General features: G+C 69.0%; 23 protein-coding genes and 2 pseudogenes. 11 read left to right on the top strand and 14 right to left on the bottom strand.

The window, feature by feature from the left end; genetic code table 11:
* Positions 1-2 precede the first annotated feature (2 nt).
* From QBJ92_RS15065 to QBJ92_RS15025, 9 genes are all read right to left on the bottom strand, one after another.
* Positions 3-602: a flagellar basal body-associated FliL family protein gene (locus QBJ92_RS15065; RefSeq protein ID WP_277970520.1), complete on the bottom strand. Its 600-nt coding sequence runs from the start codon at positions 600-602 to the stop codon at positions 3-5.
* A gap of 18 nt (positions 603-620) precedes the next feature.
* On the bottom strand, positions 621-2,564 hold the full coding sequence (locus QBJ92_RS15060; RefSeq protein ID WP_277970519.1) for a flagellar hook-length control protein FliK: 1,944 nt from the start codon (positions 2,562-2,564) through the stop codon (positions 621-623).
* Positions 2,565-2,605: 41 nt separating this feature from the next.
* Entirely contained in the window at positions 2,606-3,022 is a 417-nt protein-coding gene (locus QBJ92_RS15055; protein ID WP_277970518.1) for a hypothetical protein, read from the bottom strand.
* Complete coding sequence (locus tag QBJ92_RS15050) at positions 3,015-4,343, bottom strand: FliI/YscN family ATPase (protein WP_277970517.1); 1,329 nt, start codon at positions 4,341-4,343, stop codon at positions 3,015-3,017. The genes QBJ92_RS15055 and QBJ92_RS15050 overlap by 8 nt, the downstream gene beginning before the upstream one ends.
* Positions 4,344-4,413: 70 nt before the next feature.
* Positions 4,414-5,148, bottom strand: a complete 735-nt coding sequence (locus QBJ92_RS15045; RefSeq protein WP_277970516.1) for a FliH/SctL family protein — start codon at positions 5,146-5,148, stop codon at positions 4,414-4,416.
* Positions 5,141-6,148, bottom strand: coding sequence for a flagellar motor switch protein FliG (fliG, locus tag QBJ92_RS15040; protein WP_277970515.1), 1,008 nt, complete (start codon positions 6,146-6,148; stop codon positions 5,141-5,143). The genes QBJ92_RS15045 and fliG overlap by 8 nt, the downstream gene beginning before the upstream one ends.
* Positions 6,145-7,887, bottom strand: coding sequence for a flagellar basal-body MS-ring/collar protein FliF (fliF, locus tag QBJ92_RS15035; RefSeq protein ID WP_277970514.1), 1,743 nt, complete (start codon positions 7,885-7,887; stop codon positions 6,145-6,147). The genes fliG and fliF overlap by 4 nt, the downstream gene beginning before the upstream one ends.
* A gap of 1 nt (position 7,888) precedes the next feature.
* Positions 7,889-8,245, bottom strand: coding sequence for a flagellar hook-basal body complex protein FliE (gene fliE / locus QBJ92_RS15030; protein ID WP_277970513.1), 357 nt, complete (start codon positions 8,243-8,245; stop codon positions 7,889-7,891).
* Positions 8,242-9,519 (bottom strand): sigma-54 interaction domain-containing protein, encoded by a 1,278-nt coding sequence (locus tag QBJ92_RS15025; protein ID WP_277970512.1) that lies wholly within the window; start codon positions 9,517-9,519, stop codon positions 8,242-8,244. The genes fliE and QBJ92_RS15025 overlap by 4 nt, the downstream gene beginning before the upstream one ends.
* 237 nt (positions 9,520-9,756) lie before the next feature.
* Between QBJ92_RS15025 and QBJ92_RS15020 the strand changes: the two genes are divergently transcribed.
* On the top strand, positions 9,757-10,593 hold the full coding sequence (locus QBJ92_RS15020; protein WP_277970511.1) for a flagellin: 837 nt from the start codon (positions 9,757-9,759) through the stop codon (positions 10,591-10,593).
* Positions 10,594-10,759: 166 nt separating this feature from the next.
* Here QBJ92_RS15020 and QBJ92_RS15015 read toward each other — a convergent pair whose 3' ends face one another.
* Together QBJ92_RS15015 and QBJ92_RS15010 are read right to left on the bottom strand one after the other, a co-directional pair.
* Positions 10,760-11,524, bottom strand: coding sequence for a glutaminyl-peptide cyclotransferase (locus QBJ92_RS15015; protein WP_277970510.1), 765 nt, complete (start codon positions 11,522-11,524; stop codon positions 10,760-10,762).
* Positions 11,521-12,084 (bottom strand): helix-turn-helix domain-containing protein, encoded by a 564-nt coding sequence (locus QBJ92_RS15010; RefSeq protein WP_277970509.1) that lies wholly within the window; start codon positions 12,082-12,084, stop codon positions 11,521-11,523. Before QBJ92_RS15010 ends, QBJ92_RS15015 begins: the two co-directional genes overlap by 4 nt.
* 100 nt (positions 12,085-12,184) lie before the next feature.
* On the opposite strand from QBJ92_RS15010, the gene QBJ92_RS15005 reads away from it, so the two are divergent.
* The 3 genes from QBJ92_RS15005 to QBJ92_RS14995 all read left to right on the top strand — a co-directional run bounded on the left by QBJ92_RS15005 (position 12,185) and on the right by QBJ92_RS14995 (position 14,269).
* Positions 12,185-12,658, top strand: coding sequence for a DUF6456 domain-containing protein (locus tag QBJ92_RS15005; RefSeq protein WP_277970508.1), 474 nt, complete (start codon positions 12,185-12,187; stop codon positions 12,656-12,658).
* A 49-nt stretch (positions 12,659-12,707) separates the two neighbouring features.
* A complete protein-coding gene (gene dapF, locus QBJ92_RS15000; RefSeq protein WP_277970560.1) occupies positions 12,708-13,652 on the top strand; it encodes a diaminopimelate epimerase in 945 nt (314 codons plus the stop codon).
* A gap of 101 nt (positions 13,653-13,753) precedes the next feature.
* Positions 13,754-14,269, top strand: a complete 516-nt coding sequence (locus tag QBJ92_RS14995; RefSeq protein ID WP_277970559.1) for a glycine zipper 2TM domain-containing protein — start codon at positions 13,754-13,756, stop codon at positions 14,267-14,269.
* A gap of 54 nt (positions 14,270-14,323) precedes the next feature.
* On the opposite strand, the pseudogene QBJ92_RS20670 reads toward QBJ92_RS14995, so the two are convergent.
* The 3 genes and pseudogenes from QBJ92_RS20670 to QBJ92_RS14985 all read right to left on the bottom strand — a co-directional run.
* Positions 14,324-14,431: pseudogene (locus QBJ92_RS20670) on the bottom strand (PEPxxWA-CTERM sorting domain-containing protein); the annotation flags it as partial.
* A gap of 165 nt (positions 14,432-14,596) precedes the next feature.
* Positions 14,597-15,616 (bottom strand): annotated as a pseudogene (locus QBJ92_RS14990) (PQQ-dependent sugar dehydrogenase); the annotation flags it as partial.
* Between the two features lie 433 nt (positions 15,617-16,049).
* On the bottom strand, positions 16,050-16,256 hold the full coding sequence (locus tag QBJ92_RS14985; protein WP_277970506.1) for a hypothetical protein: 207 nt from the start codon (positions 16,254-16,256) through the stop codon (positions 16,050-16,052).
* Positions 16,257-16,527: 271 nt separating this feature from the next.
* Between QBJ92_RS14985 and QBJ92_RS14980 the strand changes: the two genes are divergently transcribed.
* The 7 genes from QBJ92_RS14980 to QBJ92_RS14950 all read left to right on the top strand — a co-directional run bounded on the left by QBJ92_RS14980 (position 16,528) and on the right by QBJ92_RS14950 (position 21,642).
* On the top strand, positions 16,528-17,013 hold the full coding sequence (locus QBJ92_RS14980) for a hypothetical protein (protein ID WP_277970505.1): 486 nt from the start codon (positions 16,528-16,530) through the stop codon (positions 17,011-17,013).
* On the top strand, positions 17,010-18,377 hold the full coding sequence (locus QBJ92_RS14975; protein WP_431358416.1) for a DNA-packaging protein: 1,368 nt from the start codon (positions 17,010-17,012) through the stop codon (positions 18,375-18,377). Before QBJ92_RS14980 ends, QBJ92_RS14975 begins: the two co-directional genes overlap by 4 nt.
* A gap of 124 nt (positions 18,378-18,501) precedes the next feature.
* On the top strand, positions 18,502-18,816 hold the full coding sequence (locus QBJ92_RS14970) for a BTAD domain-containing putative transcriptional regulator (protein ID WP_277970504.1): 315 nt from the start codon (positions 18,502-18,504) through the stop codon (positions 18,814-18,816).
* A 103-nt stretch (positions 18,817-18,919) separates the two neighbouring features.
* Positions 18,920-19,591 (top strand): spermidine synthase, encoded by a 672-nt coding sequence (locus QBJ92_RS14965; RefSeq protein ID WP_277970503.1) that lies wholly within the window; start codon positions 18,920-18,922, stop codon positions 19,589-19,591.
* A gap of 232 nt (positions 19,592-19,823) precedes the next feature.
* Positions 19,824-20,963, top strand: a complete 1,140-nt coding sequence (locus QBJ92_RS14960) for a phage portal protein (RefSeq protein ID WP_277970502.1) — start codon at positions 19,824-19,826, stop codon at positions 20,961-20,963.
* Positions 20,963-21,268 carry a DUF6127 family protein gene (locus QBJ92_RS14955; protein WP_277970501.1) on the top strand — a complete coding sequence of 102 codons (306 nt, stop codon included), beginning with the start codon at positions 20,963-20,965 and terminating at the stop codon, positions 21,266-21,268. Before QBJ92_RS14960 ends, QBJ92_RS14955 begins: the two co-directional genes overlap by 1 nt.
* On the top strand, positions 21,265-21,642 hold the full coding sequence (locus tag QBJ92_RS14950) for an HK97 family phage prohead protease (RefSeq protein WP_277970500.1): 378 nt from the start codon (positions 21,265-21,267) through the stop codon (positions 21,640-21,642). The genes QBJ92_RS14955 and QBJ92_RS14950 overlap by 4 nt, the downstream gene beginning before the upstream one ends.
* Positions 21,643-21,887 lie beyond the last annotated feature (245 nt).

Here is a 21,887-nt window from a genome sequence, read left to right as displayed (position 1 = left end):
CGTCACTGAACAACAAAACTGGTAAAGTAAACGTTACCGACTCCCCCAAATCCTTCTTTTTCCTTGAGTGTATCGTTGATTGCCTTGGCGACCCGACGCTCCAGCTGGCGCTTGCCCTCGCTGGTGAAGACCTGTTCCTCGGTGGTGTCGCCAAGCGCCATCAGGATCGACGAGCGCACCGCGATCTCGTTGGTCTTGATGTTCTCGATCACCGAATCGTCATAGGGCGTCGACACTGCGACCCCGACCTGGACGAAATGGACGCTGTCCTGCAGGTTGGAGGTGAACTCCTTTTCCATCGCGTAGTAGTTGGACGCGTATTTGTCTCCGCCGGTGCCGATCGGCGGCTTGTTGCCCGCGGTGGCATGGCCCTCACCGCCCTCGCCACCTTCACCGACGCGCTTCTGCTCGCTCTTGGGGACGAGACGTGGGCCTTCGGGTTCGGAATGCTTGCCGCCGCCGCCGATCAGCCCGGCGTTAACCGCGAACAGCGTGCCGCCGACACCGCCGCCGACCAGCGCCAGCAGCCCGACGACGATCAGGATGATCTTCATCATCCCGCTCTTCTTCTTTTTCGCTTTCTCTTCGACGATCTCACTCATGCTCTGCTTCCTTGGGGGTTAGGCGAGGCGCTGGTCCTCGGGGGGTTCGGCGTCGCGTTGCCCCCGTGCAGCCGCGCGAGGCGGCTGTTGCGGAGCGTTGGGGCGCGACTGGGATTGCGGTTGCGACTGGGACTGGGACTGGGTTTGGGACTGGCCCTGTCCCTGCGTTGCAGATTGCGATCCGCCCGGGCTGGCGTCGGTCGCGACGCTAGTGCCGGCGATCCGCACGCCGCGTTCGGCGGCGAGTTCGGTCAGGCGCGGTTGCGCATCGGCGATCAGCGCGCGCGTGGCCTCATGCTCGGCGGTGAAGCTGACGTGGATTCGCTCGCCGACCTGCCGCACCGCAACGTCCACGCTGCCGAGCGCATCGGGGACGAGCCGGATGCGTGTGTCGCGCGAATCGGCGCCGTCGCGGAGCACTTCGATGTGGTCGATCATCCGCTGCACGCCGCTATCCTGCGTGAGGTCGAGCGGGGCACGCTGCGCGTCGCCGGTGGGTTGGACTGGCGTTGTGCCGCCAAGGCCGATCGTGGTGGCGAGGCCGATCGGCGGCGTGGGGGCTGCGGGATCGGTCCGCTCGGCGGCGGGGCGGTCTCGCCACGTCGCGGCGGTTGCGAGCGCGGCGGCGAAGACCTGCCCGGCGGGTTGCGGCGTGTTCGTTACGGCGATCGGCGGCGCGACGCTTCGGTCGAGCCGGACCGGCGCGATGTCATTGCGTGCAGGCGCATCGTGCGTCGGGGCGGCGGCACGCCCGGCCTCCGGCGTGAGGATCGTCGCGGTGGCGCGCGCGGATGTCGCCGGGAATTGCGCCGACGCTGCGTTGGCGGCGGGCGGTTGCGCCGCGTTGGAGGCGCCTTGCGCGTTCGCGGTCGGCGCCACCTGTGGTGCGGCTTCGGGCACCGCGCCCACGACGGTAGGGGCCAACGCCGTCTCCGCGCTGGTGTCGCGCGCAGGATTGGGGAGCGCCCCGAGCGCGGTGAGGATCGCACGGTCCGTTGGCAGCGGACGCGACGCACGCATCGTAGCGGGTAGCGTCGGGCTCGCCGTGTCTTGCGGGCCTGGCAGGGCGGTCGCCCGTTCTTGCGGAACTGGCGTCTGTGCACTGGCCGATGCGAAAAGCGCCAGATCACGGACCGGGCTGTCGATCAGCGGCGTCGCCGGGGCGGGGTCGGCGCTGGCGTGCGTTGGCAGGGGCGGGCGCGTCGGCATTGCTGGCGTCGCGACGGCGCGCGCGGCGATGGCAGCTGGGGTGCCAGCCGCATGGTCGATCGCCGTTTCTATGACCGAACCGGGCGAGTCCTTCTTCCGGTCCGAATCGCTGGTGCGGTCGTGGTGGGGCATAGCGATCGGCAGTGTCGCAGGTACGCTGGCGGGCAGGTCGAGCGTCGACGGCGCGGGCAAGGGATCGGGAGTCGCCGGGTCGGACAGGACCGATCCCGGGTCAGCTTCCTCGGCGGCGGCATCCCCGGGCGGCAGCGTGCTCGCGCCGCGCGCCGCTTTCGCGGCGACGGGCGTTGCAAGCTGCGCGGCGGCACGCTCGAGCGCGGTGCGCAACGATATTGGGGGGCGGGGCGGGGACGCCGGCGCGACGACGGTCGCGCGCCATGCCGGGTTGGCGAGAAGCTGGAGCGCGGGTTCGGCAGGCACCGCGTTGCCGTCGTCGGCAAGCGCTTGCCGGTCGATCATGCCGGTTGCCAGCAGCTTGCCAGTTGGCAAGGGGCCCACCAAGCCCAGAACAGGGAGCGGCAGCGCGGGATTGGGCGGCACGGTGCCGCTGCCGGTGACGGTGGCGGGTGCGGCGGCGGGCATGGTGACCGGTGTCGTCCCTGCCAGCATGTCCCCCAGCGTCTGCGCGAACTGTCCCGCCATGCCGGGCGCGCCCGTCACCGACACCGGTGCAGCGGGTGCAAGCGATGATGCTGCCGTGGCAGTCGGGAACAGCAGGGTGGTCAGGTCGGTCATGCAGGCATCCAGCGGGGCCGGAAGCGGCACCCGTCAGCGGTTCAGCAAGGATCGTGCCGGATCACGCGGGTCGGCGGCATTGCTTCCATCTCGCGCAATTCCTTGAGCGCGGCCTCTGCATCCGCGCGCGCAATCAGTTTCTCGATCGCGCTTTGGTCGCGGCGCGCCTCGCGGGTCGCCTCGACGGCACGCGCGGCGACGGCGTTCGCCGCGCGCAAACGCCCCTCGGCGGCTTCGGCAGAGCGGTGAAGGCGTTCGCGGAAATGCGCGGCGGCCCCAAGCGCGGACGCGCCGATCGGGGCGACCGTGGGTGCGACGTTCTGCGACAGCTGGACGATGCGGCCGTGGAGCGTCGTCTCGGCGTGTGCCTTGTCGCGCGCGCGCGCTTCGTCGGCCTGGACGAGCCCCAGTTGCAACGTGCGGACGCGCAGCAGCCGGTCGAGCTTGGACTTAGGCATCGCCGAACACGCCGATCAGTTCGAGCGCAGCATCGGGGAGCGAGACGGTCTCGTCGGGGTCCTGCTTGATATATTCGAGCACCGCCGGATGGCATGCGATCGCGGCGTCAATCGCAGGATCCGCGCCCGAACGATACGCGCCCATCAGCACGAGATCGCGATTCTCCTCATAGGTCGCGAGATAACGGCGCAGTACGCGCGCGGCGCGCTGGTGCGGCTTGTCGACGATGTCGGTCATCACGCGGCTGACCGAGGGACCGATGTCGATCGCGGGATAGACCCCGCGTTCGGCCAATTGCCGCGACAGCACGATGTGCCCGTCGAGGATCGAGCGCGCGCTGTCGACGACCGGATCGTTGCCGTCGTCGCCATCCGCGAGCACGGTATAGATCGCGGTGATCGACCCGCCGCTATGCACGTCGACGCCCGCGCGTTCGATGAGGTTGGGGAGCATCGCGATCGCCGACGGCGGATAGCCGCGCGCCGAGGCTGGCTCGCCCAGCGCCAAGCCGATCTCGCGCCCGGCGTGCGCGACGCGGGTGAGCGAGTCCATGATGAGCAGGACCTTCTTGCCCTCGGCGCGAAACGCCTCGGCGATCGCGTGGGTGCGCAACGCGCCGCGGATGCGGAGAACGGGCGAATGGTTGGCCGGTACCGCGACGACGACCGAGCGCGCGCGCGCCGCGCCCGCGACTTTGGTTTCGAGGAAGTCGGCGACTTCGCGGCTACGCTCGCCGATCAGCCCGATGACGATCACGTCTGCCTGTGCTGCGCGGACGATCATCCCGAGCAGCACCGACTTGCCGACGCCCGAACCCGCCATGATCCCGATCCGCTGGCCCTGGCCGACGGTAAGCAACCCATTGATCGCGCGGACGCCGACATCGAGCGGTTCGAGCACGCGCCCGCGATCGAGCGGCGACTGCATCTTCCCCGCGAGCGGCCAGCGCCCGGCACCCCGGATCGGGCCAAGCCCGTCGATCGGGTTGCCGGTGCCATCGACCACGCGCCCGAGCATCGCCGCGCCGACCTCCGCCTCGCCCGGCGCGCCACGCGGACGGACCGGGGCTTGCGGGAGCAAGGCGGCGGGGCCGCCTAAGTTCATCAAGAGGGTGCGGCCATTGCGGAAGCCGATCACCTCGGCCTCGACCGCGGCACGGGAATCGCCGACCTGGCAGACGGTCCCGACCGGGACGGTGAGGCCGACGGCCTCCATCAACAGGCCGTCGAACGAAGCCAGACGGCCCGAGACCTTGGGGCGGGGCGCGAAATCCGGGAGGCCGAGGGCTTCGAGATAGTCGCCGGTGAAGCGGTTCAGCATGGCGTGGCCTCTTGGGCAGGCGAGGCTTCGCCTCCGCTCAGCTCGCACGGATGGAGGGGGGCGCGCACCATCAGTGCGTCGGCACCGCAACGCGGTCGATCGCCGCACCGAGCTGTTCGATCCACAGTTCCGGCCCGTCCTCGACGATCGTCGAGGCGCTTTCCAGAACGAACGACCCGCGCGCAACCGCCGCATCGCCCACCGCAAAGACTTGCTTGGGCAACTTGCCCTCCAGCAGCGTGACGTCCGCCGGATTCACGCGCAGCATGGCCGATTCCGCGCCGTCACTGAGCAGCTCTGCCGCCGAATCGATCCGTCGTGCCAGCAGTTCGGGCGAAATCCCGACGTCGCCGACGATTTGCGTGACGAGGAGCATCACGGTCTGGCGCAACCGGCGTGCGGTTGCCTCGCGGTCGAAGCGTTCGCCCGCCTGGAGCGCGGCGGCGAGCTCCGTCAGCAGCCGATGGTCGCGTTCGACGTTCGCGGCCACCTCTGCGAGCGCCGCGTCCATGCCCTCGGCATAACCCGCAGCATGCGCGGCGACGACCGGGTCGACGAACGGCGTCGTGGGCGTCGCGTCCGCGTCGAACGGATCCCAGCCCTCGGTCGGGTTCACATCGCGGTCGGCGGGGGAAAAGTGGCGTGGTCCCTCGGGCCGGACCGCGAAGGCGACCGGGCCGTGACCGCCGGCGCGTTCGCGCAGGTCAGCGGCGGCGAAGCCCCCGACGCGTGGGGCGAAGGCGGCCTTGAGTGCATCCGCAATCCCTTGGCTGCGCGGCGAGAAGCCCGCGACGAACTCAGACATAATCGTCCTCCCCGCCACCCATCTGGATAGTGCCGTCCTTGGCGAGATTGCGCGCGATCTGGATGATGATCTTCTGTGCATCGAGCACTTCGGAAAGCTTCATCGGCCCGCGCGATTCCATCTCGTCGCGGATGCCGTCGGCGGCGCGGCTCGACATGCAGCCGAGGAAACGGGCGCGGATGCTTTCGTCGACGCCCTTGAGCGCGCGCGTGAGCACGTCGCTGTCGATGTTGCGGATCAGCGTACCGAGATTCTTGTCGTCGAGCTCGAGCAGATTGTCGAACACGAACATCGCTTCCTCGATCGCCTTGGCGACGTCGCGGTCGATCTTAAACAATTTCGGCATGACGCGGAGCTCGGTCGCCTTTCGCCCGCTCGACAGGATCTTGGCGGCGTCCTTGGTGCCGCCGAGCGTGACGCCCGCCTGCGCCTTGCCGGTGCTGGTACGGTTGGCGAGCATGGTTTTGAGCGTCTCGACCGCCTCGGGCGTGATCGGCCCCAATCGCGCGAGCCGGTGGAGGATGTCGGGCTGGACCGCATCGGGCATCAGTTCGAGCACCTGCGCACCGATCGCGGGGTCTAGATTGGCGATCAGGACTGCGGCGATCTGGGGATGTTCCTTCTCGATCATCGACGCGATCTCGCCAGCGTCGAGCCAGTCGAGCAGGTCGAGCTGGCAGGCGTCCTCCGCGGGGACGATCCGCGCGAGGACGCTGTCGGCCTTTTCCTGGCCAAGCGCGCGGGTCATTACCGCTTCGATCCGCGGGCGCGGGTCGAACCCGATTGCGGTGCGCTCGCGCGCGTGGCCGACGAAATCGTCGAGCACGTCGGCAACTTCGGCCTCGCTCACGTCCGCGACCGCGAACATCGCCTTGCCGAGCTGGCGGACTTCCTCGGGATCGAGCTTCTGCAGGATCGCGGCAGCCTCTTCCTCGCCCACGAGCATCATCAGCACCGCGGCGCGCTCGACCCCGGTATAGCTGCGGACAGCAGGGGTCATGACTTGATCATGTCGCGCACGGCGAGCGCAGCGCGCGCGGGGTTGTCGCGGGTAAAGCCACGGACCATCCCGATCCGCTCGTCATAGCTGCGCGCGCCTTCGAGCGCGTCGATCGTGACGGGCGCGCCGGTCTGCGGTGCGGCGAGGCCACCGCCCTGCGCTTCGCCGAGCAGGTCGCGCGGGAGCCCGTTCTGGCTTGCGGCGGTATCCTCGCCCTTCTTCTTGCCGATCGCCTTGACCAGCGGGCGGACGCCGAGGAACAGCACCAGCAGCGCGACGACGATCGCGGTGAGGTTGCGCGCCACCACGGGGAGCCAGCCCGCTTCGTACCACGGCTGCTTGTCGTCGAGTGCCGAGGCGCCGGCGAACTTGCGGCTGATGACGGTGACGACGTCGCCACGCGGCTGGTTGTAGCCGACCGCGCTTTGCACCAGCTGCGTGATTTGCTGGATTTCCACCGTGCCGCGCGGCTTGCCGGTTTCGGGGTCGCGCAGCAGGACCGCAACCGAAAGATGCGTGATCGCGCCGGGGGCGGTGCGGCTGACCGACACTTCCTTGCCGAGATCGTAAGCGCGCGAATATTGGTCGCTGGCCTTGAGGGCATCGCTGACTGCACCCGCTGCGGCGGCTGCGGGCCCCGTAGCGGCAGCTGGCGCGGTTGCGCCTGGCGCACCCGGGGCACCGGGCGTCGGCGCGGGTTGTGGTGTCGTCAGCGTCGACGCTGGCGGCGGGGTGTTCGACAGCGCGCCGGGGATGCCGCCGGGCGCTTGCCCGCCGTCCTTGCCGTTGCTGGTCCACTGGCCCTGCTCGACACGCAGCGCGCCGGCCTTGTCGTAGCTTTCCTTGGTCGCCTGCGTCTCGTTGAGGTCGACGTCGGCCTGGACTTCGGCGGTGAAATTGCCCGCGCCGACCAACGGGGTCAGCAACTGGACGATCTGCGCACGGTACTTTTCCTCGACGCGGCGCTGGAACGCGATGCGTTCGTCGGTCGCGGCGCTGATCGCGCTTTCGTTCGCGCCCTTGGTGAGCAAGCCGCCCATCTGGTCGACGATCGTGACGTTCTCGGGCTTCATCCCCGGGACCGAGGAGGCGACGAGGTTGACGATCGAGGAGACCTGCGCATCGCCCAGACTGCGTCCGGGCTGGAGCTTGACGATCACCGAGGCGGACGGCGCGGCATTGTCGCGCACGAATACCGAGGCTTCGGGCGTCGCGAGATGGACGCGCGCCTCGGCGATCGCGTCGATTTCCTGGATCGAGCGCGCGAGTTCGGTTTCGCGGGCCTGGCGCAGGCGTTCGCCCTCGACCGCGCGCGACACGCCCATCGGGAGGTTGTCGAGGATCTGGTATCCACCGGGGGCCGCCTTGGGGAGGCCCTGGCCCGCGAGCAGGATGCGCGCGCGGGAGAAGTCTTCCTCGTTGACGGTCACTGCGCCGGTCGAATCGTCGATGTGCGACTTGATGTTGGCGGTGGTCAGCGCGGTGGTGACCGAGCCCTTGTCGGCATCCGACAGACCCGAGAACAGCGTCTTCTGCGTCGGTGTCGCGAGCATCATCCACGCGGCAGCCGCGGTGGCGAGCAGGCCGACGAGCAGCACCATCGGTAAGCTGCGGCGGACCGCAGGTTGCGCGAGCAGGCCCTGCATCTGTGCGAGCGGATTGGCAAAGCGCTCGGGCACGAGCGAGGCGACGGTGGCGGGCAGCTGCGGCTGCGGTGAGGGGGTGAGGGCGTTGCTCATGTCAGACCGGCATGCTCATGATGTCCTTGTAGGCGGACAGGAGTTTGTTGCGGACCTGCAGCGTCGCCTCGAACCCGACGGACGCCTGCTGGCGGGCGAGCATCACCTTGGCGATGTCGACGGTCTCGCCGCGCTCATAACTTTCGCTGAGCTTGGCGGCCTGCGACTGGCCCTGGTTGACGTTCTCCAGTGCGGTTTGCATCGACTGGGCAAAGCTGGCGGGCTTTGTTTCGGTGACCGGTGCCGCGGCCGGCGTCGCGCTGGCCCGGGCAAGCGCTTGGTTGCGTTCGAGAATCTGCGCGCGGAGCGCCATGACGCGGTCGATCCCGCCCGCGCCACCGATGCCACCGACGCTCATGCCGACACCGCGGTGCGGTCATGCGCGCGGATGATGTCGTCGCCTTGTTCTCGCGCCTTGGCCAATCGGTAGCGCAAGGTCCGCTCCGAAATGCCGAGCCGCTTGGCGGTCTCGATCCGGCTGCCGTTGCACGCGGCGAGCGTTTCGCGGATCGCCTGGAATTCGTGCATCTGGACGATGTTGCCGAGCGTCGCGGGAGCCTGCACTTCGGTGACCGCGATCGTCGCGCGCGCGCTGGGGCGGTCGAACACGATGTGCGCGGGCAGGATCGTGTCGCCGCCCGCGAACAGCAGCGCACGCTGGAGGACGTTCTCGAGCTCGCGGACGTTGCCGGGCCAGTCGTGCTGCGCCAGCAGCTCGATCGCCTCGGCGCACGGCCAGGGGATCGTCGTGCGGTTGCCGGCATGCCGCAGGATCAGCGTCGCGACGAGCGCGGGAATGTCCTGCACGCGGTCGGCGAGCGGCTTGGTGGTGAGCGGGAAGACCGACAGGCGATAATAGAGATCGGCGCGGAAGCGGCCCGCGGCGACTTCGTCCTGCAAGTCGCGGTTGGCGCTGGCGATGATGCGGACGTCGATCGGCTGCGGCGTGGTCGCGCCGATCGGAACGATCTCGCGCTCCTGCAACGCGCGGAGCAGCTTCGATTGGAGCAGAAGCGGCATCTCCGCGATCTCGTCGAGCAGCAGCGTGCCGCCGTCGGCCGCACGGAAGAAGCCGTCGCCCCCCGACGAGGCGCCGGTGAACGCCCCCTTCTGGTGGCCGAACAGCAGTGCTTCGAGCATCGTCTCGGGGAGCGCGGCGCAGTTGATCGCGATGAACGGCTTGGCGGCGCGGTTGGACTTCAGGTGGATCGAGCGCGCGAGCACTTCCTTGCCGGTGCCGGTCGGGCCGTTGATCAGCACCGTGATGTCGGCGGCGGCGACGCGATCGGCGAGCGTGTGGAGCGCGAGGCTCTCGGGATCGGCGGCGGTCGGCATGTCTGAATCGGCGAGCAATGCGCGGACGAAGCCTGCGCCGACCGCGGCGTCGGTTTCGTCATAGGAGACATAGGCCGGGCTGCCGTCGCGCGACGGCATGATCATCCGCCCTTCGTTGCCGAGGACGACGGTGCGCGCCGAGACCGGCGGGGTTTCCCCGGCCGCGACGAGGTAGAACTCGCCCGGCGCGCGCTTGCCGTCTTGATACGAGCCGATCGTGAAGCCCTGCGCGCGCAGGCACGAAACCAGCGCGTAATGCTGGCGAAGAATGGCAGCCGATGGAACGATGGATCGCATGGAAATCCCCTTGTCGATTCGGGGAATGGGGGGTCCGTAGTAAATTCCGCGTTAAATCGGGCATCAACCCGGCAATTTTTTTCCGCTTTGCCGCCAGATAGTTGGCGGCACGAACGCGCCGCAGAAAAAAGTGCGCGGCGGCGCTTAAAGCCGGGACGGAACGGTCGTTACCTGGGATGGCGGCTCGGCTCTCCGATAGGGGGCGGCGGGATTGCCGGACCTTCCTGGAGACCATCAATGACCGTTATCGGAACCAACGTCGCCGCGCTCAAGGCGAGCAACTCGTCGAACGCCGCAAACAGCGCGCTGCAGACCAGCATCGAGCGCCTGTCGACCGGCAAGCGCATCAACTCGGCGAAGGACGACGCCGCCGGTCTCGCGATCGCTTCGTCGTTTACGTCGCAGATCAAGGGCCAGAACCAGGCGATCCGCAACGCCAACGACGGCATCGCGTTGTCGCAGACCGCGGACGGTGCCCTGGGCGAAGTGACGAACATCCTGCAGCGTATTCGCGAGCTGGCAGTGCAATCCGCTTCGGGCACGTACACGGGCGACGCAAGCGCCGGTACCCCGGTCGCTGGTGACCGCGACAATCTTCAGGCGGAAGTCACGCAGCTTACTGCCCAGTTGACGGACATTCAGTCCAAGACCAACTTCAACGGTGTCACGCTGCTTGGTAAGGCAGCCGTTACCATCAATATCCAGACGGGCTCGAACGCGACCGACCTCGTCGCGCTTTCGGCTGGCGGCCTGGATCTCGATGCGGCGATCGCCGGGAAGGTCGACAGTTCGGGCCGCGCCTCGTCGCTGCTCTCTACGCTCGATACGGCGTTGCAGACTGTCGCCAAAACCCGCGCATCGCTCGGCGCCGGCCAGAGCCGTCTCTCCTCGGTCGTCAACACTTTGACCTCGAGCGTCGCCAACCTGACCGACGCGAAGAGCCGCATCGAAGACGTCGACTTCTCGACCGAGACGACCAACCTCGCCAAGGCGCAGATCCTCAGCCAGGCGTCGACCGCGCTGCTCGCTCAGGCGAACCAGTCGCAGCAGGGCGTGCTGAAGCTGCTCGGCTAAACCGACCGGTCCCGTCGCCCGTCCCCCTATCCTGGGTGACGGGGCCGACCGGGCCATCCCCTGCCTTTCCTTGTTGGGCAGCACTGCGCGGGGGGCGGTCTCGAACAACCCTGGTGGTCGCGTGCGCGACCGCCGGGGTTTTTTGCGTGTGCCGACTTCGCGTAGATCAGCGCGGGCGCTTGATCTCGAACAGGCTCGGCCAGTTCTTGCCCGTTACGTACAGTCGGTGCGCGACGCGGTCGTAGGCGATGCCGTTGGGGACCGAATCGCGGTCGGCCAGCGCGACCTTGGCGATCAGGGGGGATACGTCGATCACCCCGACCACACGCCCGTTGGCGGGGTCGATCCGCGCGATATACGGCGTCATCCAGATATTGGCGTAGATCTGTCCGTCGACATATTCGAGCTCGTTGAGCTGCTGCACCGGGCGGCCGTTGGCGGTGACGGTGAGGCGCCGCACGACCTTCTGCGTCGACGGGTCGAGGAAGCGCAGCACCGGCGTCCCGTCCGACAGGATGATGTTGCGACCGTCGTCGGTCATCGCCCAGCCTTCGCCGGTGTAGCGGAAGCCGCCGGTGCGCTTGAGGCCCGGGAGGCTCCATTTGAAGCCCTGGCCGCCATGCCAGGTCACGCTGAGCAACTGGTTGCGCCACGCGACGATGCCCTCGCCGAACAGCTGCGGCGCGAGCTTCACGCTCGCCAGCACGCGCCCGGTCTTGAGGTCGACTCGGCGGATGTCGGACTGGCCTTCGCGTCCTGTGCTTTCGTACAGCGTGCCGCGATCGATCAGCAGCCCTTCGGTGAAGGCGCGCGGATCGTGCGGGTAAGTCGCGACGATCTCGGCTTGCGCGACGGGGAGCGGTGCAGGTTGTGCGGGCGCGGGGACGGCTTGCCACGACCAGGCGGCGGCAAGGAGCAGGGAGGCGATCATAAGCTACGAACCAATCGGACGGCGGTTGCGATCCACGGTGGATCGGTGACGACTTGCTGGCGGGTGCCGGGGCCGATCGGTAGCAGATGCAGCCGGGCGCCGTCGTGGCCGATCATTCGGCCGAACAGGAACCGTCCGGCCGGGCGCGGTACCAGCACGTCGCGATTGAGCGCGCGGGTGAACTGGTCGGGGGCCAACCGCTCGCACCAGATCTCGTCCCCGGCGCGGTAATCGCCGATGCTCGCGATGACGGTGACCGCGACATGCTCCGGGGTCGCGACCGGCGGCGCGACGGTCGCGGTGCGGCGCGGGGCATAGGCGCCCTCGGGGTCGAGCACCGCGGCAACCGGAATGTTGGGTTGGTCGGGCAAGCGCACGAGATCGGCGGCGCGCACCCCCAGCGCGTCGGCGATGCGGTTGAGCCAGCCGACCGACACCGTCCGCGTTCCGGTTTCGAGCCGCCCGATCGTCTGCGCGGTGGTTGGCGGCACGCAGGCGCGCGCGACGTCGTCGAGCGTCATGCCCTTGGCACGGCGGACTTCGCGGATGGCGGTGATCATACGCGATTCGTCCTGCCCGAGAAAACCAGATGGGTTTGTCTCTGTCCTACAGACCCGCCCTCATGGCAATCCCGTTGCCGACTCGAAGAGGACCTGGGCGATGCGAGACTTGGTGGAACGCGGCTTCGATGCGCGGGGAATCGTTTCCGGTGAGCGGGACCGGGGCGGGGGGCGTGGGCGGACCGTAACGGTCAACCTCGCAGAGTCCCCGCTCGGTTGGCTGCGCTCGCGCGGACTGGTCGATGCGCGGCAATTCGAGGCTGGGGAGCGGTTGCGAGCGGATTACGAACGCGCCGCGCTCGCGCCGTCGGTGACGATGCGCTGGGCGGCGCGAGTCGATGGCGGCGGCGGCGGTGCGCTCGACCCGACGACCGCGCAAATCGCGGCGAAGCGCCGGTTCGATGCGGCGCTCGATGGGGCCGGGCGGGGCCTTTGCGACGTGCTGTGGCGCGTGATCTGCGCGGGCGAGGGGGTGCCGGACGCTGAACGGGCGCTCGGCTGGCCGCAGCGGAGCGGACGCGTGGTGCTGACGCTCGCGCTGGATCGGCTGGCGGATCATTATGGCCTGGCGTGACGGCGCGTGCCGCTCGCATGGGGCCACGGAAGCGGCTATGGCGGCGGGCATGCAGTTCGACATTCTCAAATGCCACGGTTCGGGCAATGATTTTCCGCTGATCGACGCGCGCGCGATCGACCTGGACGACACCGCTTGGGCGCAGGTCGCAATCGCGCTGGCGGACCGGGCAGGAAGCGTCGGCGGGGACGGGATCCTGCTGCTGGCGAACCGGCAGGATAGCTATCCGTTTGAAATGCGGATGTTCAATTCGGATGGGAGTGAGTCCGAGACGTGCCTCAACGGGTTGCGGTGCGTGGCGCGCGCGGGGTTCGAGGCGCTCGGGATCGCGGCGGCGCGGGTCGGGCTCAAGCAATCCGCGGCGGACGTTTCGCGCGATCCGGCGCTGGCGCCCGGTGTCTTTACCATACGCGAAGTGGCGGGGCCGGCCGATCTCGACGTGACGCGTTGGCCGCTGCAGGCGGGGATGGCACGAATCGTCGATGCGCCGGTGCCGCCGCTCGGCAGCGCCCGGCGCTTTACCGCGGTGGCGATGCCCAATCCGCATCTGGTGACCTTCGTCGGGACGATCGACGAGGCCGAACTCGTTGATTTGGGGACGATGTGCGAAGCGGCGCCCGACTGGCTGCCCAACCGCGCCAACGTCTCGTTCGTCGAGGTGCGCGATACGACGACGCTGTTCGTGCGGACCTTCGAGCGCGGGATCGGGCTGACCGACAGTTGCGGGAGCGCGATGGCGGCATCCACCTTCGCCGCGTGCCTGACCGCGCGGTGCGGCTATGACACGGAGATCACGGTGTTAAATCGGGGCGGCATGGTGCGCTCCGAGGCGAGTGCCGCGGGCATGGTGCGGCTGTCGGGCAATGCGACGTTCGAATGGCGCGGCACGGTCGACGTCGACTTGGCCAGCGCGACCGCCGGGCCGGTGACGATCACGCGCCGCTATGACGATGAAATCGCGGCATGGGAAGCGGTGCGCGCGGGCTTGCGGTGAGGCGAAAGGCGGAAATGTCCGGTTCATCGGGCGGCGCGCCTATAGATGGTTCCACAGGTGGAATGGAGAAGACCCCGATGAATCCTTTCGTTCGCGTCGCGATGCTGCTGATCGGCTCGAGCCTCGCCGTCGCGACCCCCGTTTTGGCGCAGAACCAGGCGGACGAGGCGCGTTTCCAGCAGGCGCAGCAGCGGTTCGACAACGAATGGCGCACGTTCCGCGCCGAATACGACCGATATCAGCAAGCACGCGCGCGCGGCTATCGCAACCCGCGTCCGGCCGCCTACGACGACTCGCGGTACGCCGATCCGGAGTTCGATAATCGCGACGAAGGCAATTACGATCCGTCGCGCTATTACCGCAACGATCCCTCGCGCTATCAGGAGCGCGTGCTTGGTCCGGACGACCGGGTCTATGCCGGGAACGACGGGCGCTATTATTGCAAGCGCAACGACGGGACGACCGGCCTGATCGCGGGCGCGGTCGGCGGGGGTGTGCTCGGCAATGTGATCGACGGCGGGCATTCGCGCGGCGTGGGGACGATCCTCGGTGCACTCGCGGGCGGGCTGGTCGGCAAGTCGGTCGACCAGAACAATGCGCAGGTGCGCTGCCGCTGAGCCTGACGTCCGCGGGGGCCGGGCGACGGATCGCTTGGCCCCCGCGGAACGGCGTTACGCCGTCGCGGTCGCCGCGGCGCCGCGGCGGCGGACCATCCCGCCGATCATCGCGAAGCCGAGCAGCAGCATTGCCCAGGTCGCGGGCTCGGGGACGCTGCCGACCAGCCGGAAGATTTCGCCCCGCGTCTTGGTGAGCAGATAGAGTTCGCCATCGGCATCGCGCCCGAGGCGCAGATCGACGCGGCCGCCCGCGCCGTTGCTCGTTCCGGCGAGCGCCAGCATCGTGGTCGGCATGGCGTCGAGCGTCAGGAACAGTTCGGACAGGGGCGCAGGCGCGCCGTTCACCGCGCCGTCGGGCGAGAAATAGAACAGCCGTCCCGTGACCAGATCGCCCAGCACGACCTTGCCGATCAACTCCGGAATCGCAGTGCCGGCGTAGAGGAACGCGCCGCCGACCCCGGCCAGCGTGTGACCGTCGCGGAAGATCTCCTCATGGTCATATTGCGCGATCGGATCGGCGAAGCGCCCGTCGTTCGCGGGGGTGGCGTAGATGTTGAAGTCCGATCCGCTGGTCCCGCGCGCGAAGGTGCCCTCGCGCAGCGGCCAGCCGTAATTGGCGCCGGCCAGCCCGACGTTGACCTCCTCGATCTGATTCTGGCCGATGTCCGAAATGAGCATCGATCCGGTCGACGGATCGAACGAGAAATTCTGCGGGTTGCGCAGGCCGTAGGCCCAGACCTCGGGGCGCGCATCGGGCTGGTCGGCGAACGGATTGCCCGCCGGGATCGCATAGGTCCGCGGCCCCGCGCCGTCGGGATCGACCGGGTCGATCCGCAGGATCTTGCCGAACGGGCTGGTCAGGCTCTGCGCGCTGTCGAACGGGTCGTTCGCCGCCCCGCCGTCGCCGAACCCGATGTAGAGTTTGCCGTAATCCGTGCTGCCGCTGGCGGCGGCGGGGTTGAACGCGATCGTCCCGGCGCCGTGATCCGAATAGGGCTGTGCCACGCGCAGCACTTCGCGGTTCGAGACGATCGTCGCGCTCGCTGCGTGCGGGTCCGCGACGGTCCATTCGTGGACGATATTCTCGTGATTGTTGGGCGCGCCGCTGACCGCCCAGGTCGCGCGACCCGTCGGGGCGCTGGTGTCCATCGTATAAAAGGTGTCGTAGCCCGGCTTGGCCGCGTCCCGCCCGAAATTGGGATGGAAGGCGAAGCTCATCAGCCCGGTCTGCGTGCTGTTCGCGCTGTTGGAGAAACCGACCCCCTGGCTCCGGATGTCGAACCACGGCTGCGCCGCGCTGCCGCGCGTGTCGGTGACGTAGAGCAGGCCGCGCGTATCGTTGATCATCAACCGGTTCGATCCGTCGCGAACGGGCTGGATCTGCTGGATCCGGACGCTCGACCCGGCTTGTGCGAGCGGGGGGACCGTGAGGAACCGCTGAACGCCGACGGTACGGCCCGGCGGGATCGGGGGAAGCGGATTGACGATCGCGGTCGCGCCGGCTTGCGTGGCGAGGCCAAGCGCGAGGATCCACAGCGAAACTTTCGAAATACGTGTCATGAACGCGACCCCCCGGATAGTGACCACGACGATCAGGGTCTGGTGTGGGCGAGTCAATTTCCCGATTTGGGACGGTGTGCCATAAGTAAACGGATCGGGCTGGAGGTAACGCGTGGGCGGGCTTGCCACCGCACGACCGTTAACCGTAATAAAAAGCGCCGCACGGCATGGGCCGCGCGGCGCTATATCACCGACATCGCCCGAACCGGGCGAGCGTCGCTTAGTCCTTGTCTTCGTCGCCCTCGCCGTCGACCGCGAGCGCTTCTTCCTCGTCTTCGTCGAGCGTCTCGCCGACCGTCTCGACGATCAGGTCGAGCTGGTCGTAGGTCGCGGTATATTCCTCGGTCGCGCCGCCCTCTTCCTCGATCGTGATCGTATAGTCTTCGCCAGACTTGCTGACCGTAAACCCTGCCAATGTCTTCGCCATGATCCGTCTCCCTGAAAGGATAGCCGCCGAACGCCCGGATCTGCAGAACGGTCCAGAGATTCAGGCCGCGACCGAAAGGGAAAACCGTATCTAACCGATCTGGTACATTGTGCTTGACATCGCGACGCTGCTTTGGTACATAACAGGAACGATGAAGAATTGCGCACCGCCGCCGCCGAGTAGACGGGTGGGGTGAGAGGGCGGTGAGGACGGGCCGGGGCGGGGACGCTTTCCGGCCCGTTTGCGTTGGCGCGAACCGGTGGAGACAGCGATGGCCCTTCAACCCGACACCCTACAGGCGGCGCCCGAAGCGACCACGTCGCAAAGCCGGCGGTGGGTCCGCTGGACACCGCTGCGCAAGGGCAAGTTCCTCGATCACCTGGCGATCAGCGGCAACGTCACCGCGTCCGCGGCGGTGGCAGGCGTCCGGGTCAGCGCGGTCTATACCTTGCGGCGGCACGATGCGGCGTTTGCCCGCGACTGGCAGACCGCGATCGAGAACGGGTATCAGTTGCTCGAGACGCTGGTGCTTGGCCACGTCCTGTCCGGCGCGGCGCGCGCGACGGGGATCGAGACGCCGCACGGCACGATCCTCGACATGGACGCCGCGCTGCGCCTGCTCACCGCGTATCGCGGCGGCGCGGCGAAACGCGCCGACAAGGCGGGGCCACCCGAGGCGCGGAGCACGATCGCCGACGCCGATACGGCGATCCTGCGGAAGCTGCGCGCGATCGAGAAACGCCGGGGTGCGGCATGAGCGGCGGCACGCGCCGTGCGCGAAAGGCGGTGCGGCGGAAGAGCGGCACGCGCGCGACGGCGGCGTTGGTCGAGCGAATGCTCGCGCTGTCGGTGGAGGAGCGCGTCGAACTGCTGCGCGGGCTGAGCGCGGCGCACCGCCGCGCGCTCAACGACGCGTGGTTCCTGTGGGCGCATCCGGGGCAGCTCGCGCCGCCCGGCGACTGGCGCGTGTGGCTGATCCGTGCGGGGCGCGGGTTCGGCAAGACGCGCGCGGGGGCGGAATGGGTCAGCGAGATCGCGCGGACGATGCCGGGGGCGCGGATCGCGCTGGTCGGCGCGACGATCGACGACGTGCGGCGCGTGATGATCGAGGGCGAGAGCGGGTTGGTCTCGGTCGCGCGCGGCGATGCGCCGGTCGATTACCGACGCGGCGCGGGCGAGATCGTGTTCGCCTCGGGTGCGCGTGCGGCGATCTTCTCGGCGGCGAGCCCGGAGGCGCTGCGCGGGCCCGAACATCATGCGGCGTGGTGCGACGAGCTTGCCAAGTGGCGCTACGGCGACGCGGCGTGGGACAATCTGATGCTCGGGATGCGGCTGGGGGACAATCCGCGCGTGCTGGTGACGACGACGCCCAGGCCGATCCCGCTGATGCGGCGGGTGATGGCGCTGCGCGACCTCGTCCAGACGGTCGGGCGGACACAGGACAATCCGCATTTGCCGGATGCGTTCATCGCGGCGCTGGAGGACGCGTATGGCGGAACGCGGCTCGCGCGGCAGGAGATTGCGGGCGAATTGATCGAGGAAGCCGAGGGCGCGTTGTGGCGGCGTGCGCAATTCGATGCGTGTCGCGTGGCGGCGGCGCCGGCGCTGGTGCGGACGATCGTCGCGGTCGATCCGCCCGCCGGGACCGACTCGGGGCGGGGGGATGCGTGCGGGATCGTCGCGGTCGCGCTGGGGCGCGACGGGCGGGGCTATGTGCTGGAGGATGCGAGCGTTTCCGGGCTGTCGCCGGAAGGGTGGGCGCAGGCGGTGGCGGCATGCGCGGCGCGGCACGCTGCTGACCGGGTGATCGCGGAGAAGAACCAGGGCGGCAAGATGGTCGAGAGCGTGCTGCTCGCGGCGGACGCGGGGCTGCCGTTGCGGCTGGTCCATGCCGCCGCGGGGAAGGTCGCGCGCGCCGAGCCGGTGTCGATTTTGTACGAGCGCGGGCGGGTGTCACATGTCGGGATGTTCGCCGAGCTGGAGACCGAGCTGTGCGGGATGGTCGTTGGCGGTGGGTATCAGGGGCCGGGGCGGTCTCCGGATCGCGCGGATGCCTTGGTGTGGGCGCTGGGCGAGCTGATGCTTGCGAAGCGCCGGACGGCCAGCGTCCGGGCGCCGTGAGGGGCGGTGCGCCCCAGACCAAAGCAGCCCGAATTGCCGAGGGCACCCCCCTGCAGAAACCATTTCACAAAAGTGCAGCATATGTGTCATCAAACTGCAACAGACCAATATGGGAGACGGAGCGATGATCAGGACCTTGGCTTTGGGTTTGGTTGCAGCGGCGAGCCTGTCGACCGTGGCGGTTGCCGCGCCCCGATCCGCCGACGCGATTCGGTCGGTCGAGGCGAGCGCGCAGGTCGATCCGCGCGATGGCGGCGCGCAGATCGAACTCGCCAACGCTTATGCGCGCGCCGGGCGGAGCGGCGAGGCGGCGACGGTCTATCGCCGCGCGCTGACGCTCGACAATGTGATGCTCGAAACGCGGACCGGCGATGCGATCTGGTCGCATCAGGTCGCGCGGCACATGCTGGCGAGCGCAACGGTGCTCGCCGCACGCTGATCCCCACCGCCGACCGGCGTGGCTTTTTGCCGCGCCGGTCGGTAGGGACGCGAGCCTCCGCCGCCGTCCCGGTATGCGGATGACGGCAGGGAAATAGCGTCCGATGGTACCGCGCGAATTGATCGACACGGCGCAGATCCCCGGTGGGGACGCCATGACGCTGTACCGGCGCGGGGCCGATTTCATGATCGTGGTCGATCGCAACGAATTGATGAGCACGCGGATGAACGGCTCCGAAGAGGCGCTGGGCACGATGGCGTGCGCGCGTGTGTCGAGTGTCGCGGCGCCGCGGGTGCTGATCGGCGGCTACGGCATGGGGTTTACGCTGCGCGCGGTGCTCGGGGTCGTGGGCGTGCGCGCGGAGGTCGTCGTCGCCGAGCTGGTGCCGCAAATCCTGGCGTGGGCGCGCGGGCCGATGGCGGCGGTGGCGGACGGGTGCCTCGACGATCCGCGCGTGCGGGTGTTCGAGGGCGACGTCGCGGAGGCGATCCTGGCGCCCGAGGGTGGCTATGACGCGATCCTGCTGGACGTGGATAACGGCCCGGACGGGCTGGTGCGCGCGGAGAACAACCGCTTGTACGCGCCGCGCGGGCTGTCGGCGGCGCGGGCGGCGTTGCGTCCGGGGGGCGTGCTGGCGATCTGGTCGGCGGCGCCCGATGCGCGCTTCGTCACGCGGCTGAAGGCGGCGGGGTTCCTGGTCGACGAGGTCGCGGTCAAGGCGCGGCAGAACGGCAAGGGGCCGCGCCACGTGATCTGGTTCGCGACGCGGGGGTAAGGGGGCATCGCCTCCGGCGTGCGTTTCCCCCTCCGTTCGCCCTGAGCGCAGTCGAAGGGCCTGCGCTGCGCGTGGGGCTTCGACTGCGCTCAGCCCGAACGGATGGGTAGGCGGCACCTCGTCCCGCCAGTGCGCGTACCGAATGACGGATTGAACAAGCATCGGCGGCGGTGATCGCCGCGCGCCGATCATGGCGCGCGGGCATAGGCTCGCGCCCGCACAGGAGAACATCATGAAATGGTTCGGCTGGAAAGCCGCCGGTCGCGAGGAATCGCGACCGGCGCTCGATCGTGCGCGCTCGCGGTTCGTGAGCGGGTTCGGGGTGGGGGAGGTGCCGCGGTCGTACGAGGCGCAGGTGCGGTCGCTGTATCTCGGCAATGCGATCGCGCAGCGCGCGGTGCGGCTGATTGCGGAGGGGATCGCGGACGCGCCGTTGCTGGGCGCGCCCGAGATCGTCGCGCTGGTCCAGGCGCGATCGGGCGGGCAGGCGTTGTGCGCGAGCGTCGCGGCGCAACTGCTGCTCCACGGCAACGCCTATGTGCAATTGCTGACCGACGCGCGCGGCGACGTGGTCGAGCTGTTCGCGCTGCGGCCCGAGCGGGTGACGGTCGAGCCCGATTCGGCGGGGTGGCCGGTCGCCTATCGCTACGGCGTCGGCGAGCGGTCGGTGCGGTTGGTTGCGGAGGATCCGGCGGGGCGGCCGCAGGTGGTGCATATCAAGGCGTTCCATCCGCTCGACGACCATTACGGGCTCGGCTGCCTGGCGAGCGCGGCGGGGGCGATGGCGCTGCACAATGCCGCGGCGGCGTGGAACACCGCGCTGCTCGACAATGCGGCGCGGCCCTCGGGCGCGCTGGTCTACGATCCGGGCGACGGGTCGAGCCTGTCGCGCGAGCAATTCGAGCGGTTGCGCGGCGAACTCGACGCGGGGTTCGCCGGCGCGCGCAACGCCGGCCGGCCGATGCTGCTCGAGGGCGGGCTCAAGTGGCAACCGCTGAGTCTCACCCCCGCCGACATGGACTTTGCGGGCATGAAGGCGACCGCCGCGCGCGAGATCGCAACCGCCTTCGGGGTGCCGCCGATGCTGCTCGGGCTGCCCGGCGACGCGACCTACGCCAATTACCGCGAGGCGAACCGCGCGTTGTGGCGGCTCGCGATCCTGCCGTTGGCGGGGTCGATCCTGGCGGCGCTGGGGCAGGCGCTCGGCGGGTGGTTCGATACGCCGATGCTGGGCGTCGACCTCGACCGGATCACCGCGCTGGCGGAGGATCGCGAGCGGCTGTGGGGGCAAGTGAGCGCCGCCGATTTCCTGAGTTCCGAGGAGAAACGCGCGATGCTCGGCATCGCGCCAGTTGGTGTGGGAGATGCGTAATGAGTGGTGCATTGCTGGCGCAGTTGATCGCGCAAGGGTCGAGCGAGGGCGCGGACCTGACGACGCTGCGCGCGATCGCGGAGGAAGCGGGCGAGGTGTCCGCCACGCGCGCGCTGGCGCGGCTGGGGTTGGACGATGGCGCGGCGCCCAAGGACATGGCGGAGCTGCGCGAGCTGCTGGGGGCGTGGCGCGACGCGAAGAAGCGCGTGTGGAAGGCGGCTTTGGGGTGGGTCGTGCGGATCGCCGGCGCGCTGTTGTTGACCGGGATCGCGGTGAAGACCGGCTTCTGGGACTGGGTGAAGTGAGTTTGCGGTTCGCAGGCTATGCCGCGGTGTTCGATCGGGTGGATCGCGGCGGCGACGTGATCCGGGCGGGGGCGTTCGATGTGTCCGCACCCGTGCCGTTGCTGTGGCATCACCGGGGGGCGCCGGTCGGCGTGGTCGAGCGGGTCGTGCCCGATTCGCGCGGGTTGCGGGTGATCGGGCGGATCGACGATCCGGCGCTGGCGGGGATGGTGCGCGGCGGGGGCGTTTCGGGGCTTTCGATCGGGTATCGGGTGCGGGCTGGCGTGCGCACGGGCGCGGCGGTGCGCGAGTTGACCGCGCTCGATCTGATCGAGGTGAGCCTGGTCGCGCAGCCGATGCAGCCGCTGGCGCGGGTGCACGCGATTTCGGGCTGAAGCTGCAACACCCCGCCGTCACCGCTCGCCCCAAAAGCTGCCGTCATGCTGAACGTGTTTCAGCATCCACCGTGCGGCGGGCTTGGTCCGGACTCGCTGAGGGCTGGATCCTGAAACGAGTTCAGGATGACGCCGGGGGGGCGGGGGGCGGCTCTCCAAAATTGCAGAATCACAACTTTCTTTGCCCGGCGGCGGTGTCGTCCGGGTGCTTTGGCGTGGGAGAATGACATGACCGATCACACGAT

The sequence above is a fragment of the Sphingomonas echinoides genome (assembly GCF_029623395.1).
Classification (GTDB): Bacteria; Pseudomonadota; Alphaproteobacteria; order Sphingomonadales; family Sphingomonadaceae; genus Sphingomonas; species Sphingomonas echinoides_A.
Note: the sequence above shows the minus strand (reverse complement) of the source record. Positions and strands in the feature narration are given on the sequence as shown.